Source organism: Mycolicibacterium aromaticivorans JS19b1 = JCM 16368 (assembly GCF_000559085.1).
GTDB lineage: Bacteria > Actinomycetota > Actinomycetes > Mycobacteriales > Mycobacteriaceae > Mycobacterium > Mycobacterium aromaticivorans.
Window position 1 is genome coordinate 1,325,741 of the sequence record NZ_JALN02000001.1, and the last position, 13,975, is coordinate 1,339,715.

At 66.4% G+C, this 13,975-nt stretch carries 14 protein-coding genes; 4 read left to right on the forward strand and 10 right to left on the reverse strand.

Annotated features, from left to right (window positions below; translation table 11 throughout):
* Positions 1-36 precede the first annotated feature (36 nt).
* Positions 37-810 carry a glycoside hydrolase family 16 protein gene (locus tag Y900_RS06445; RefSeq protein ID WP_036340319.1) on the forward strand — a complete coding sequence of 258 codons (774 nt, stop codon included), beginning with the start codon at positions 37-39 and terminating at the stop codon, positions 808-810.
* On the opposite strand, the gene Y900_RS06450 is transcribed toward Y900_RS06445, so the two are convergent.
* From Y900_RS06450 to Y900_RS06475, 6 genes are read right to left on the reverse strand one after another with little or no spacing between them, the layout of a single operon-like run.
* A complete protein-coding gene (locus tag Y900_RS06450) occupies positions 807-2,129 on the reverse strand; it encodes a lipopolysaccharide biosynthesis protein (RefSeq protein ID WP_237752517.1) in 1,323 nt (440 codons plus the stop codon). The genes Y900_RS06445 and Y900_RS06450 overlap by 4 nt on opposite strands.
* A complete protein-coding gene (locus tag Y900_RS06455) occupies positions 2,075-3,403 on the reverse strand; it encodes a glycosyltransferase family 2 protein (protein WP_051659922.1) in 1,329 nt (442 codons plus the stop codon). Before Y900_RS06455 ends, Y900_RS06450 begins: the two co-directional genes overlap by 55 nt.
* Complete coding sequence (locus tag Y900_RS06460; RefSeq protein ID WP_036340322.1) at positions 3,400-4,344, reverse strand: glycosyltransferase family 2 protein; 945 nt, start codon at positions 4,342-4,344, stop codon at positions 3,400-3,402. The genes Y900_RS06455 and Y900_RS06460 overlap by 4 nt, the downstream gene beginning before the upstream one ends.
* Positions 4,341-5,264 carry a glycosyltransferase family 2 protein gene (locus Y900_RS06465; RefSeq protein ID WP_051659923.1) on the reverse strand — a complete coding sequence of 308 codons (924 nt, stop codon included), beginning with the start codon at positions 5,262-5,264 and terminating at the stop codon, positions 4,341-4,343. Before Y900_RS06465 ends, Y900_RS06460 begins: the two co-directional genes overlap by 4 nt.
* Before the next feature lies 1 nt (position 5,265).
* A complete protein-coding gene (locus tag Y900_RS06470; RefSeq protein WP_036340325.1) occupies positions 5,266-6,129 on the reverse strand; it encodes a glycosyltransferase family 2 protein in 864 nt (287 codons plus the stop codon).
* Positions 6,126-7,259, reverse strand: a complete 1,134-nt coding sequence (locus tag Y900_RS06475) for a class I SAM-dependent methyltransferase (RefSeq protein ID WP_036340328.1) — start codon at positions 7,257-7,259, stop codon at positions 6,126-6,128. Before Y900_RS06475 ends, Y900_RS06470 begins: the two co-directional genes overlap by 4 nt.
* A gap of 14 nt (positions 7,260-7,273) precedes the next feature.
* Here Y900_RS06475 and rfbC point away from each other — a divergent pair, with 14 nt between their 5' ends.
* Positions 7,274-7,840, forward strand: coding sequence for a dTDP-4-dehydrorhamnose 3,5-epimerase (gene rfbC, locus Y900_RS06480; RefSeq protein WP_036340331.1), 567 nt, complete (start codon positions 7,274-7,276; stop codon positions 7,838-7,840).
* Here rfbC and Y900_RS06485 read toward each other — a convergent pair.
* Genes Y900_RS06485 through Y900_RS06500 form a run of 4 tightly spaced genes read right to left on the reverse strand, consistent with a single transcriptional unit; the run spans position 7,812 to position 11,531 of the window.
* Positions 7,812-8,852, reverse strand: coding sequence for an NAD-dependent epimerase/dehydratase family protein (locus Y900_RS06485; RefSeq protein ID WP_036340334.1), 1,041 nt, complete (start codon positions 8,850-8,852; stop codon positions 7,812-7,814). The two genes, rfbC and Y900_RS06485, sit on opposite strands and share 29 nt — an antisense overlap.
* Complete coding sequence (locus tag Y900_RS06490) at positions 8,853-9,503, reverse strand: PIG-L deacetylase family protein (protein ID WP_036340336.1); 651 nt, start codon at positions 9,501-9,503, stop codon at positions 8,853-8,855.
* The gene (locus Y900_RS06495) at positions 9,496-10,278 is read right to left on the reverse strand and encodes a sugar phosphate nucleotidyltransferase (protein WP_036340339.1); all 783 of its coding nucleotides are present in this window, start codon (positions 10,276-10,278) and stop codon (positions 9,496-9,498) included. Before Y900_RS06495 ends, Y900_RS06490 begins: the two co-directional genes overlap by 8 nt.
* The gene (locus Y900_RS06500; protein ID WP_036340342.1) at positions 10,275-11,531 is read right to left on the reverse strand and encodes a class I SAM-dependent methyltransferase; all 1,257 of its coding nucleotides are present in this window, start codon (positions 11,529-11,531) and stop codon (positions 10,275-10,277) included. The genes Y900_RS06495 and Y900_RS06500 overlap by 4 nt, the downstream gene beginning before the upstream one ends.
* Positions 11,532-12,054: 523 nt before the next feature.
* Between Y900_RS06500 and Y900_RS06505 the strand changes: the two genes are divergently transcribed.
* Both Y900_RS06505 and Y900_RS06510 read left to right on the forward strand, forming a co-directional pair.
* Entirely contained in the window at positions 12,055-13,683 is a 1,629-nt protein-coding gene (locus Y900_RS06505; protein WP_036340345.1) for an acyl-CoA carboxylase subunit beta, read from the forward strand.
* Between the two features lie 13 nt (positions 13,684-13,696).
* Complete coding sequence (locus Y900_RS06510; RefSeq protein WP_036340346.1) at positions 13,697-13,975, forward strand: acyl-CoA carboxylase subunit epsilon; 279 nt, start codon at positions 13,697-13,699, stop codon at positions 13,973-13,975.

Below are 13,975 nucleotides of genomic sequence, written 5' to 3' on the forward strand. Positions count from 1 at the left end.
ACTGGCAGTCCCGGGGTCGACGAACCAAGGGAGCACATGCCAGTCCCCATCTCGCGGGCCGCTCGCGTGGCGATTTCACTGACCAGCGTCGCGGCGGGAACCCTCGCGCTCACTGTCGGATCGGCCGCGCTCCTGCGTCCGGTCGCCGATGCCCAGTCGGGTAACGGCAATTGCCCCAACACCGCCGCCGCGGCGCACGGCTGGGGCGAACCCAACCGCGCCGACAACTTCGACGGGCCCGGATCGCTCAACCAGTGGTCGATCTATGACGGACCGGGCCACGACGGAAACGGCCGCCGGACGCGCGACGCGATCTCGGCGACGGACGGCCAACTCACGATTACCGGTGATCCGCAAGGAAACTCGGGCGGCATGGCCTTACTGCCGGGCCAGCTGCACGGCCGCTGGGAGGCCTGCGTCAAATCCTCGCCTGCCTCCCCCGACTACCACGCGCTGCTCCTACTGTGGCCCGACGCCGAAAACTGGCCGGTCGGTGGTGAAGTCGACTTCATGGAGATCGCCGATCCTGCCCGCCAGTCCGTCGAGGGCTGGCTGCACTACGGCCCCAACGACGAGCGCGAGTCGAGCGCGGTGCGGATCGACGCCACGCAGTGGCACAGCTGGGCGGTCGAATGGACCCCGCAGCGGATCGCGATGTTCGTCGACGGCGTCCAGTGGTGGGAGGCCACCGACCCGGCGCACTTTCCTCCCGGGCCGATGCATCTGTGCATTCAGCTGGACAATTTCGGCGGCGACCTCAACAACGGAGGGTCGATGGCGGTCGACTGGGTCCGCCAGTATTCGGCCTAGAGCGCGCCGAGGGCCCGGGCGCGATGCAGCCAGCGGATCGCCGGCGGCAACAAGACCACCGCCGGAATCGCTTCGGCCGCAAGATAAGCCCACCCGACGCCGATCACGCCGACGTGAGCGGTGATCAGCACGGTGCCGGCGACCACGATCGTGGTGGACACGCACCGCATGACCACCATCAGGGTCAGCTTGCGGCGCACCCGCGCGAATCCTTCATACACCGCGCTCACCGCCGACAACGGCACGAACGCCGCCGCCAGCAGAAGCAGTCCCTGTCCCTCGGCGCGATAGTCGGAGCCGATGATGCCCAGCACCCAGGGACCGATCACGACCAGCCCGAGCGAACCGACCACGGACACGACGGCCATCATCTGCACCATCCGGGTCGACAGGGCCGCGACCTTGTCGGGGTGGGCGGCCACCTCGGCCACGAACGGGCTCATCACCAGATGCACCGCGAAGTACAGGGCGTTGATGATCGCCCAGGTCACCGCGAAGTGCGCGTTGGCGGCCGCACCGAACCTGCTGACGATGATCAGCGGCACCACGAGGGGCCCGATGATCCACAGGGTGGTGATCCCGAAGGACGACCCGACATACGACAGCAACTGGGCGCGCGCGGGCAGTTCGGACGGCTGCCGGAACTGGGCATGCGTGCGCCACCGCCGGCGCATCGCCGCCAACACCAACAGTGTCCCGGCAGCAGCAGTCGCCCCCCAGGCCAGCACGATCGAGGCGCCGCTGCCGGTCCAGACCAGGGCGAACAGAACCGCCAGTTTGATGACCGCATGGACCAGGTTCTTCACCGCCGACCACTTCGTCACCCCGAGCCCGACGGCGGTCTTGTCCAACAGGGTGAACACCGCCAGCACCATGACCAGCAAGGGGTAACCCACCATCGCCCAGCGCGAGGTGAACAGTTCGTCGCGCGGGCCGAAGGCCACCAGCGCCCACCCGGCCAGCAGCGCGGTCACCGCGACGAGCAGGTAGCCGCGTGTGATCAGCGTCCCGGCCTTCTCGCCGGCCAACGGCAGGAAGCGTTCGTAGACCGTGTCGATGCTGAGCATCGACAACATCGACAACATCAGTGCCGAGGTGATCAATGCGGCGGCCACCCCGACTTCGGCTGCGGGGTAAAGCCGGCCGGCGGCTCCCCAGAACACCAGACCCAAGATCCCGGTCAGCAGGCTGGAGGCGATCAACGAAATCGAGTTGACCGTCATGTTGCGTCCCGCGGCCGGCGGCACGACGTCGGTGGTCACCATCAGCCGGATGCCCTGCGCAGCCGGTTGCGCCAGGCCGCGACCAGATACACCCACGCCCCGGCGGCGATGAATCGCCATGTGCCATTGCCGATGTCGGACGGCAAATCGGATCGCACCGTGATCGACGGAGCGGCTCGCCGTGCCGTGGACCGCAGATGGCGAACGAGCGCCGGCCTGCGCCGCACCACCGTCTTCAGCGCGAGGAACGCCATTGCCGGATCGGACGCGAGCTTGGCCAACCAGGCCCCCAAACCCAGTCCGTAGCCGCGAGTCTGCGCCCGCAGGTCATCGACTGTCGCCCGGTGCCGGTGCCACGCGATCGCGGCGGGTTCACGGACGAGTTGTCGGCCCGACCGCAGGATGCGGAAGAACATGTCGATGTCCTCGCCGCCGCTGACTCGCGTTCCCGCACCGAGTCGTTCGTCGAATCCGCCGAGGCTCAATGCGACCTGCCGGTCGACGGCGAAGTTGGCTCCCGTTCCGTAGTACCGGACTTCGAAGGGATACAGCGGAACGTCGTGCGGTGCCTGCGACCACTCGAAGATGCGGACCTCCGCCGATTCCGTCCACCCGGCCCGATTCTCGAAGTAGGCCTGCGCGGGGGTGCGCAGTTCGCCGGCCGGCACCATCCCGGAGACACATCCGACCGAGTCGCCGTAACCGAACCCCTTGACCAGGACGCTCAACCAGTCCCGGTCGACGACGACATCGTCGTCGACGAAGGCGACGATGTCCCCGGTTGCCGCCAACAGGCCGGTGTTCCGTGCCCGGGAAAGGCCGGGCACCGGCTCGGTGATCAACCGCACCCGCGAGTCGGCGAGACTCGTGACGAACTCCCGCGTCGCGTCGCTGCGGGGTGCGTTGTCGATGATCAGAACGTCGAAATCGGGATGCTCGGCGGCAAGAACGGAGGCCACCGCCGACTTCAGCAGGGCGGTGCGATCACGCGTGCACAACACCACGGTCACGTGCGCCGACCGGGCCGATGGGCGCGCGGCTGAAGCCAGTGCTGGTCGCGCCGCGCACTGTCGTTGCGCACCGACCTGATCCCGCAATTCCGTGAACGCAACCTGGCCGTCGGTGACGGCGATGTCGACAAAGCCGACCGCCCGTTGCCGATCGCGAACCAACAGCCGTGCGCGGGAGAATCCCTCCGCATTCTGCAATAGGCACTGCGCAGGTGTACCGGAGTGCGCGCTCGCCCGGTCGGCGGATTCGACTGCGTCGAGCCACACCTCACCAATCCAGACAGCCCCGCTCCAGCTCGGCCGATCCGGGTTCGGCAGCACGGGCGCCAGAGTCAGGCAGGCGGAATCGGATGCGTTCACGGCGCCCTCCGGGACAGGGTTCGGCTGACCTTGGCCCTGGCGAAGCCCAGCGTCGTTGCGGCCAGCCCCAGGCAGATGGCCGCTGCCCGGGCCAGCCCGTCGGCAGTCATCGATCTCACCTCGCGGGCAACGGCGGTCGGCAACACCCGTCGAACGTAGGACCGCTCGCTGCTCAATCCAGCAGCCGCCCCGGTCATCTCGGTGACAACCGCCTTCGACATGCCTTCGTGATAGCACCGCCGAACGAAGTACCGCAGCGTGGTCCGATCGTCGGATACATGGTGCTCGACCCGGATGTCGGGGTCGAACAGCACCTGGTTGGTGGCGTCGACCGCACGGACCCGGATGAACAACTCGGTTTCCTCACAGCCGACCGGAGTGGCGCCCACCCGTCCCACTTCGGACCGAAACCCGCCGACCGTATCGAGGACCGAACGGCGCAGCGACATGTTGCAACCGATCGGGTTACGCACCGGGGCAAGCTGTTCCGGCTGCCCGACGTAGCTGCAACCGACCACCCAGTCGAATTCGGGCGGAATCCAATTCGGTCGGCTGTCCGGCCACACCGGGCTGGCGTACCCGCCGACGCCGGCGACGGTCTGGTCCCGATAGTGATCACGCAGGTCGTCGGCCCAGCCTGGCTGCGCCACCGCATCGTCGTCGAGGAAGGCCACCACGTCGCCGCGGGCGGCGCGGACACCGGTGTTACGCGCTCCCGACAGTCCGCGGGCCTCGTCGTTCGGAATCACCCGAACCCGGGTGTCACCGTCGAAAAGTTGCCTGGCGGCGGACAGCAACTCGTCGCAGTGGTCGATCACCATGATCAGCTCGACCGGGTTGGCGCTGCCGGTCAAGACCGACTCGGCCGCATGTCGCAGCCGCTCCCAGCGGGCGGTGGTGTAGGCACAGATCACCACGGACAGGCTCAACTCGCGTGTCATCTCACCGGGTTCCGGGATCGTCGCGACGCCCGCACACTGCTGAGCTTGAACAGCATCACCCGTTTGAACAGCACGTCGTAGCGGTTCAGCTTGCCGAGCAGCTTGTCCATGTACCGAATCTCCCACCGCGGATCGTCGATGAGCTTGCGGGTGAACGTATCCTGCTGCACCAGTTGCGATCGCGCCGAGGTCAACGCGGTGAGCGACCCGCCGCGGATGCGGTAGGCCGCCAGGGTTTCGGGCATGCCGTAGAAGTGGCCGAGACCCAGCAGCCTGGCCCACAGGTCCATGTCTAGGGTGAACACGTGCGGCCCGCTGAAGCCGCCGCATCGGTCGAAGTCGCTGCGGCGGAACATGACTGATACCGGCGCGCCGACGGGGTTCTTGGCGCTGCGAACGATCTGCCGGATCACCTGTTCGCCCGTCTTATGTCCGAGGAGCCCACGCAGCCCCCTGGCCTTGAACAGCAGCGCACCCGAGTCGTCGATGAAATCGGTGCGGCTGGCCACCACTGTCACGTCCGGATTGCTCTGCAGAACGGCGGCCTGCGCGGCGACGCAGTTGTGCTTGAGTGTGTCGTCTGCACTGATCACTTTGACGAATTCACCGCGGCTGAGCTCGACCGCCAGGTTGTGGTTCTCCGCCGCCGACAGGGTGGACTCGTTGCGGACCACCCGCACGCGATCGTCGGTGATGCTGTCGAGGATCGCCGGTGTCTCGTCGGTGCTGTGATTGTCGACGACGAGGATCTCCAGGTCCGGAAAGTCCTGCGCAAGAACGCTGTCGAGCGTGTCGCGCAGGAACTCGCCCGCCTGGTAGGCGGGTATGCAGAGCGAGACTTTGGGGCGTCTGGCCCCGCCGCCTCGCCAGGTATGTCGCTCCGACGGGATGGCCTGCCGCACGGTCGCCTGCCTCGTCATCTCACGCGTGCCGCACGTCGGGAAGGGGCTGGTCGTGTGACTCCGCGTCGAGCCGGTACCGGGATGTCACCGTGACCTGGAGATCCCCGCTGCGCACGCTGCGACGCCATCCTCGTCGGCGCGCCCGGTAGAACTCGTGAAGTATCGTCCACAGAATCCGCAGACCGTCCTTCGCCGCGTTGAGATTACTGGCGCCGTGGATGCGGTCGAGTTCATAGCTGCTGACTTCGGCGATCTGCATCCCACTGGCGGCCACGCGCACATTGATCAGTGACTCGATCTCGAAACCGTCTCCCCACTGCGGATCTCGGATCTCGGTGTCGGGCAGGTCCATCACCTCGAGGCAATCCCGCCAGAAGGCGTTGTAGCCGTAGCACAGATCGGTGTACTTGGTGGCGAACAATGTGTTGACCAACGTGTTGAGGCCCCAGTTGCCGAACCGCCGCAGACGGGTGATGTCGCTGCTGCCGCCCCCCTGCACGAAGCGTGATCCTTTGGCGAAGTCCTTGCCCGAGATCAGCGCGCCGACGAAGCGCGGGATCTCCGCGGGGTCGGTGCTGCCGTCGGCGTCGATCATCACAACGATGTCGCCCGACGCGGCGGCGAAACCACACGCCAGCGCATTGCCCTTACCCTTTCGGGTCTGCTGCAGGTGCACACCGTTCGGCCAGAGCTCCCGCGCCACCAGCGCGGTGTTGTCCACGGAGTCACCGTCCACGAACACGATCTCGTCGACGTCGTGGGGCAATCGCGACGCGATGTAGGACAGGTTGCGCTCCTCGTTCAGCGCCGGGATCACCACCGAGATCGTGGGCCGGCGTGCCGAATGCGGCATCGCTTCCCAAATTCCGACGACCTTGCTCATATACGTGTCTCCTCTCGATCAAGACGGTGCACTTGGGGCGTGTTCGCCAACTCACTGGTCATGAAGCGGTCGGCACTGATCCACCGTCCTGTGAGCTGGGGGTAGGCGACCGAGACCTCGGCGAGCAGGTCCGGCAGAGTAAGCAGGACGCAGTCTGGTTGCGCCGCAACGAGTTCATCGGGCGCGATGATCGGTACATCGGTTCCCGGCATCCGCCGTCCCTGCTTGGCGCGCGACGCGTCGGCGACCGCCGCGACAAGCCGACGGGTCACTTCCGCCAGCGCGAACAGCGCAACCGCGCGCGACGCTGCACCGTAGGCGAAGACGCGGCGGTGTTGGGCTGCCTGGTCTTCGAGCCAGTCGCGCAGCGCCCGGCAGTGGGCGTCGGCCGCGCTCTGCAACGTCGCTACCGCCGCAGTCTCGGTGAAGGTCCGTTCGGCGGCGATGATGCGACGCACCGATGCGGGCGGGGCGGTATGGCCGTGCCTTGCCGCCACCAACACCGTCCCGCCGTACAGGTCGAACTCCCAGGCTTGCACCGCGCTCATCCCGGCCTGCTCCAGCAGGCCGAGCAGCGCGGTCGTCGAGTAGTACGCAAAGTGGCCGTGGCGCAGGGCGTTCCACTGCCTCTTGCCCACGATCGTCGCCAGTGAGTGGTATTGGATCAGCAGCACACCGTCGTTCGCCGTCGCCTGTGCTCGGCGGGTGAACGCGGCCAGCTGATCCGGTTCGTGCATCAGCCCGAAGCTGTCGAGCACCACGTCGGCGACCTCGGCCGTGGCGAATCCCCGCTCGGCCAGCAACGGCAGCCAGCTGCCGCCGTGCGGACTGCCGAACTCGCGGACCGTCGACCCGCGCAGCAGATGCGCGGCGGCCACCCTGGTCACGGCATCGACGGCCTGGCGCTGCAACGCAACCGGTTCCACCCCGCGTGGCTCGTCGGTCACGGTGTCGTCATCGGCCAGCTGCGCCAGACCACAGCCGGCGCACAGGACCATCGCCAACGGATGCGACGATTCCTCGGGCGCAACGGGTTCGGCGGCAGCAGGGAAAAAGTCCTGCGCGGGAACGCGGCCCAGATCCAACACGGGCAGCAGACCCCGACCGCGGCATCCTCGGCAGCTATTCATGGCAGCATGGCCTCGTGGAGATCAGGCAAACCGACATCGCCGGCCTCGTGGTGCTCGTCCCTCAACCGTTCTTCGATGACCGTGGCTTCTTCACCCGGACGTTCGACGCGGAGATCTTCGACAGCTATCTTGGCGCGCCGGGACTCAGCGCGTCCTTCATCCAGGACTCCCAGTCGCGCTCGGTGCAGGGCACCATTCGTGGGATGCACGGTCGCGCCGGGCGCGGTGAAGCCAAACTCATCCGATGCGCCAACGGCGCCGTGCACGACGTCGTCGTCGATATCCGGCCCGACTCCCCGACCTTCGGCCGCCAGGTATCGGTTGTGCTCGACGACACGGACTTTCGTCATCTTTATGTTCCGCCCGGATTTCTGCACGGGTTCCAGGCACTCACGCCGACCGCCGACGTCTGCTATCGGATCGATCGGCCGCACGACCCGAGCGAAGACCTCGCGGTCGCCTTCGACGACCCCGATCTGGGCATAGCGTGGCCGACTGCGCCCACCGTGATCTCTGCACGAGACCGCGCGGCGGGGAGCTGGCGCGATGTGGTCAGCCAACTCGGCCACCCTGGTACATAGTTTCATCGAGCACGCCCGACTCGCGAAGCTCCTTCAGGCGGGCCAGGCGGGTGAACCGGTCGTCGAACGCGTCCTGGGTCAGGTGGTGGTTGGTGTAGGTGGCGTAGAGCTCGGCGGCGCCGGCAGCCACCGACCACTGCGCCTGGAAGCCAAGCCGGTCGCGAACCTTGGCGAAATCGACTCGGTACGAACGGGGATCGGCACCGGTCTGGCCGGTGATGCGCAATTCGGTCGCCGGGACCACCTCCACGACAGCCTGGGCGATCTCGGCGACAGTGAGGTTGTTGGCCTCGGTGCCGACATTGAAGGCCTGGCACCAGATCGTCTTCACCGGAGCGGTCAGGCACAGCAGGAACGCTTCGGCGATGTCCTGGGCGTGCACCAGCGGCCGCCACGGCGTGCCGTCGGAGAGAACCTTCACAACGCCGGTGAGGACCGCGTGCCCGACCAGATTGTTCAGCACAATGTCGGCGCGAAGCCGCGGCGAGAAGCCGAATGCGGTTGCGTTCCGCAGGAATACCGGCGCGAATCCCGAGTCGGCGATCGCCGCGAGGTCATCCTCCACCCAGACTTTGCTTTCCGCGTACGGGGTCAGGGGGCGCAGCGGTGCTTCCTCGTCGACCAGGTCGTCGCCGGCCGATCCGTACACCGAGCACGTCGATGCGTACAGGAACCTCGACACCCCAGCGGCTTTGGCGGCATGCGCGAGCCGGGTGGATGCGCGGTGGTTGATCTCATAGGTGACATCGGGGGCGAGGTTGCCCAGCGGGTCATTGGACAGGGCCGCCAGGTGAACGACGGCATCCACCCCGGTCAGATCATCGGCGGTGATATCCCGCAGATCGACCGGTCCACCCGGACGGATCTGTTCGGGATCCATCGGCGTCGGGCCCAGTACGCAGTCGGCGAAATAGCCTGCGTCGAGCCCGACTACGTCGTGACCGGCCGCACGCAACACGCCGACCATGACCGTACCGAGGTAACCCTGATGTCCGGTGACGAGAACTCGCATTCAACGACCTCCGAATCCGATGGACAACTTCTCTGCCGTGAACGCCTCCGCGTGGCGGCTGTGGCACTGCACTCCGCGCAGGCGCGCCAAGCCGAGGAAAGCCTCGTCGTCGAACCAGTCGTGCGTCGCCTGCGACGGGTAGTGCTTGCCCAGCAGTCGGGCTTTCGTCTCAGCGACACCGTGCGGCAGCGGATGGAAGAGATTCGGCCGCGGAGTGTCGGTTTCCCACTTCACGATCTCGTAGCCGAGGATCAAGTGATCGCGGAACTCGGTGGGCAGCAACTCGGCGAGCAGCCGGTGGTCCTGGTGTGCGTCGTGCCGGTGCGGACCGAAAACGACGGCGGGATCGCAGGATCGACGAAATTCATGCAGCGCCGATTTGACCTGCTGCCAATGGGCGGGGGCGCGACCGTCGGGGATGTCGAGGACCGTCACCCGCACCGATGCGCCCGGACAGAACGCGTCCAGGGCAGCCCGCTCCTCAGCCTCGCGCTCACCACCACCGCCGGACAACACCAGCGCGTGCACGCGGAGCCCAGGCCGGTCGGAACACAGTGCGAGCAGGGTGCCGCCCATCCCGATGGCGATGTCGTCGCAGTGGGCACCGAGCACAGCGATCTCGTCGACTCCGCCGGTGAACAGTTCACGCATGCGCCGGCTCCCACAATGCCCAGGGTCGGACACCGTGGCGGTAGCCCTCGTCGAGCTCGGCGCGCTCCTTGAACGTGTCGGCCGGCTTCCAGAAGCCCTCGTGCCGGTACCCGAACAACCGGCCCTTCCCGGCCAGCGCCTCGCAGGCGTCGGCCACCAGGTCCCCACCCGGCGGTAGGTAGTCGAAAACCTCTTGGGAGAGAACGAAAAAGCCGCCGTTGATCCAGATCGGGAAGTTCGCGACCGGCACGATGTCCTTGACCTCGCCGGAATCCTTGACCTCGACGCAGTGGAACGACTGTTGCGGCGGGACCAGCATCATCGACACCGCGGCGCCGGAGGCGTGGAACGTGTCCACGATGTCGTCGAGGCGGGCGTCGGTGAGCACGTCGGCATAGTTGGCCAAGAAGTACTCGTCGCCGTCGAGATGATCGCGCACGCGTCGCAGGCGCTCGCCGATCGGCGACTCCAGCCCGGTGTCGACGAACGTGATCGTCCAGTCGCTGATGTCGTTGTCGAGTAAGTGGACCTCGCCGTCGCGCATGACGAAGTCGTTGGACTCCGTTTCGCGGTACTCCAGAAAGTAATCCTTGATCCGCGACGCTCCGTAACCCAGACACAGGATGAAGTCCTTGTGCCCGAAGTGCGCGTAGTACCGCATCACATGCCACAGCAGCGGCCGCGGACCGACCATCTGCATCGGTTTGGGGATGTCGTCGCCGACAGCGTTGCGCATCCGCATGCCGTATCCACCGCAGAACAAGACCACTTTCATCTGGCTTGACTCCCAACCACTTCGGGCTTCCCAAGCGCCGTGCGCAAGGTCGGCAGCGGGTAGACCAACTGACCACCCCAGTCCGTGACGTAAGACAGTTGGGCGGTGAGCTCCGCTTCCAGATTCCACGGCAGGACGAGAACCACGTCGGGACGGTCTTCGGCGATCGCCTCCGGTTCCCTGATCGGAATGCGGGTGCCGGGCGTGAACCGGCCGTGCTTGTAGGGGTTGCGGTCGACCGTGTATTCCAGGAGATCGCTGCGGATTCCGCAGTAGTTCAGCAGGGTGTTGCCCTTGCCGGGAGCGCCGTAACCCACCACTCGCCGGTTGGACGCCTTGCAGTCGAGGAGGAAACTCAGCAGCTGGTGGCGCACCGCCTCAGTGCGGGCACGCAGTCCGAGGTAGCCGCCCACGTCATGCAGTCCGGCCTGTTGCTCGGAGTCCAGGATGTCGAAGAATCGCGAAGTGGGCTCGGCGTCAACACAATCCGGTCGGGCCCAGAGCCGGAGCGATCCGCCGTGGGTGGGAATCAGTTCGGCGTCGACGACGCGCAGGCCGGCCGCAGCCAGCGCCCGGGTCGCGGTGAGGAGTGTGTAGTACTGGAAATGCTCGTGGTAGACGGTGTCGAACTGGCCGAGGGTGACCAGGTTGTACGCATGGTGCACCTCGATGCTGAGCCAGCCGTCGTCGGCGAGCAGCGTCCGCAGCGCCCGGCCGAAGCCGGCGATGTCCGGGATGTGCGCGTAGACGTTGTTGGCCACCACCAGGTCGGCGGCGCCGCGTTCGCCGACCACCGCACGAGCCAGCTCCTCGTCGAGGAAGGCTGTCCGCGTCGGGACTCCGCGGCCGCGGGCTGCCGCGCCGACGTTGTGCGACGGTTCGATGCCCAGGCAGGGGATGCCGGCGGCCACCACATGCTGGAGTAGATAGCCGTCATTGCTGGCCACCTCCACGACGAACGAGTCCGATCCGAGGTCGAGGCGTGCCGCGGCGTCGGCCACGAAGGTCTTGGCGTGCTGCACCCAGCTGTCGGAGTACGACGAGAAGTAGGCGTACTCGGTGAAGGTGTCCTCCGGCGTGATCAGCGCGGGGATCTGCAGCAGCAGGCATTCCTCGCAGACCCGCAGGTGCAACGGGAAGGTCGGCTCGGGCGCGTCGAGTTCGTCGGCACCGAGAAACCTCTCACACGGCGGCGTGGCGCCCAGGTCGAGCACACTCACGAGCCGGTTCAGTCCACACAAACGGCAAAGCACGCAACCTCGATTCAGTCCCGCACTCCGCTCCCCGCGGCGGCGGTGCATCGATTTGGTTGACTGCCTTCCGATCACGCGATGAGGTGGTCGAAGACCCGCGTAGACAGAAACTGGCAGTTGTTCGCTCGGACGAACTGTAGCTACTAATTGTCGGAACCAGCAACCGGTAGACGGGTGTTCACCGGCAGGTGTGACGGATGCCATAACCCAACTTGTGTTGCGTTAACTGCTGTTACGTCAATATGCACGAAACACGCTTTTTACCCAGTAAATGACAGATTTATGCATGTCCGGCAGATTTGCCAAAGATTCGGCACTCCGACCAAGCAATCCCTCAGCGGTCCGGCCCGCGGCAACCGAAACTTTCCCAATCTTGGGAATTCAGCATCACCACAGGGAATTAGCGGAGAACTGACCGGAGCGTGCAGATTTCGCACAGCGGCCAGTCCCGCGTCGGCACCGGACGCAGCGCGCCGGTGGGCCCCTTAGCGCCTTCTTAAGGTGACCGATACCATCGGCACCCATGACGAGCGTTACGGAACCGGCCGCGGGCCACACGATCGACATCCACACCACCGCTGGCAAGCTGGCCGATCTTCGTCAGCGCGCTGAGGAATCGCTGCACCCCGTCGGCGAGGCCGCTGTGGAGAAGGTCCACGCCAAGGGCAAGCTCACCGCTCGCGAGCGGATCCTGGCTCTGCTCGACGAGGGTTCGTTCGTTGAACTCGACGCACTCGCCCGGCATCGCAGCACCAACTTCGGGTTGCAGGAGAACCGTCCGGTCGGCGACGGCGTCGTAACCGGTTACGGCACCATCGACGGTCGCGAGGTGTGCCTCTTCAGCCAGGACGCCACGGTGTTCGGCGGCAGCCTCGGCGAGGTCTACGGCGAGAAGATCGTGAAGGTCCAGGAACTCGCCCTCAAGACCGGTCGTCCGCTGATCGGCATCAACGACGGCGCAGGCGCGCGCATCCAGGAGGGTGTGGTCTCGCTCGGCCTCTACAGCCGGATCTTCCACAACAACATCAAGGCTTCCGGCGTGATCCCGCAGATCTCGCTGATCATGGGTGCGGCAGCCGGCGGCCACGTCTACTCCCCCGCGCTCACCGACTTCGTGATCATGGTCGACCAGACCAGCCAGATGTTCATCACCGGACCTGACGTCATCAAGACCGTCACCGGCGAGGACGTCAGCATGGAGGAGCTGGGGGGCGCCCACACCCACATGGCCAAGTCCGGCACCGTGCACTACGTCGCCTCCGGCGAGCAGGACGCCTTGGACTACGTGCGCGATCTGCTGAGCTACCTGCCGCCCAACAACTACGCCGAGCCGCCGCGCTACCCGGCGCCGCCGCACCCGGGCGCGATCGAGGACAACCTCACCGACGAGGACCTCGAGCTCGACACGCTGATCCCGGACTCGCCGAACCAGCCGTACGACATGCACGAGGTGATCACTCGCATCCTCGACGACGACGAGTTCCTGGAGGTCCAGGCGGGCTACGCCCAGAACATCGTCGTCGGCTTCGGACGGATCGACGGCCGCCCGGTCGGGATCGTGGCCAATCAGCCCACCCAGTTCGCCGGTTGCCTCGACATCAACGCCTCCGAGAAGGCCGCCCGGTTCGTGCGCACCTGCGACTGCTTCAACATCCCGATCGTGATGCTGGTCGATGTCCCGGGCTTCCTGCCGGGCACCGAGCAGGAGTACAACGGCATCATCCGCCGGGGCGCCAAGCTGCTCTACGCCTACGGCGAGGCCACCGTCGCCAAGATCACCGTCATCACCCGCAAGGCCTACGGCGGCGCCTACTGCGTCATGGGCTCCAAGGACATGGGCTGCGACGTCAACGTCGCGTGGCCGACGGCTCAGATCGCGGTCATGGGCGCCTCGGGCGCGGTCGGCTTCGTCTACCGCAAGGACCTCAAGGAAGCGGCGAACGAGGGCAAGGACGTGGACGCCCTGCGCCTCGAGTTGCAGCAGACCTACGAGGACACCCTGGTGAACCCGTACATCGCCGCCGAGCGCGGCTACGTCGACGCGGTGATCCCCCCGTCGCACACCCGCGGGTACATCTCGACCGCCCTGCGGCTGCTGGAACGCAAGATCGCCCAGGTGCCGCCGAAGAAGCACGGGAACATTCCACTGTGAGTCGAGGAGCAGCGTGAGCAAGCACGAGGACATCACCGAACTCAGTGACCCGCGGGACATCACGCTCGACAACCCGGAGTCGGTGACCCCCGAGATCCGCATCGAGAAGGGCAACCCGAGCGACGAGGACATCGCCGCTCTGGTGACCGTGCTGGCCGCGGCCAGCGGCGGCAATGCCGGCCCGGGTCCGCAGGAGCTCAACCTGTGGGGCCATCCGGTCGACAAGCTGCGCTACTCGATCCACAGCTGGAACCAGGTGACCTTGCTGGAGCGGACCCACATGCGCCGATGA

Coding starts and splice junctions, on each gene's coding strand:
- Y900_RS06445 (WP_036340319.1), top strand. CDS start 37: ATGCCAGTCCCCATCTCGCGGGCCGCTCGCGTGGCGATTTCACTGACC.
- Y900_RS06460 (WP_036340322.1), bottom strand. CDS start 4,344: ATGACACGCGAGTTGAGCCTGTCCGTGGTGATCTGTGCCTACACCACC.
- Y900_RS06465 (WP_051659923.1), bottom strand. CDS start 5,264: ATGACGAGGCAGGCGACCGTGCGGCAGGCCATCCCGTCGGAGCGACAT.
- Y900_RS06470 (WP_036340325.1), bottom strand. CDS start 6,129: ATGAGCAAGGTCGTCGGAATTTGGGAAGCGATGCCGCATTCGGCACGC.
- Y900_RS06475 (WP_036340328.1), bottom strand. CDS start 7,259: ATGAATAGCTGCCGAGGATGCCGCGGTCGGGGTCTGCTGCCCGTGTTG.
- Y900_RS06485 (WP_036340334.1), bottom strand. CDS start 8,852: ATGCGAGTTCTCGTCACCGGACATCAGGGTTACCTCGGTACGGTCATG.
- Y900_RS06490 (WP_036340336.1), bottom strand. CDS start 9,503: ATGCGTGAACTGTTCACCGGCGGAGTCGACGAGATCGCTGTGCTCGGT.
- Y900_RS06495 (WP_036340339.1), bottom strand. CDS start 10,278: ATGAAAGTGGTCTTGTTCTGCGGTGGATACGGCATGCGGATGCGCAAC.
- Y900_RS06505 (WP_036340345.1), top strand. CDS start 12,055: ATGACGAGCGTTACGGAACCGGCCGCGGGCCACACGATCGACATCCAC.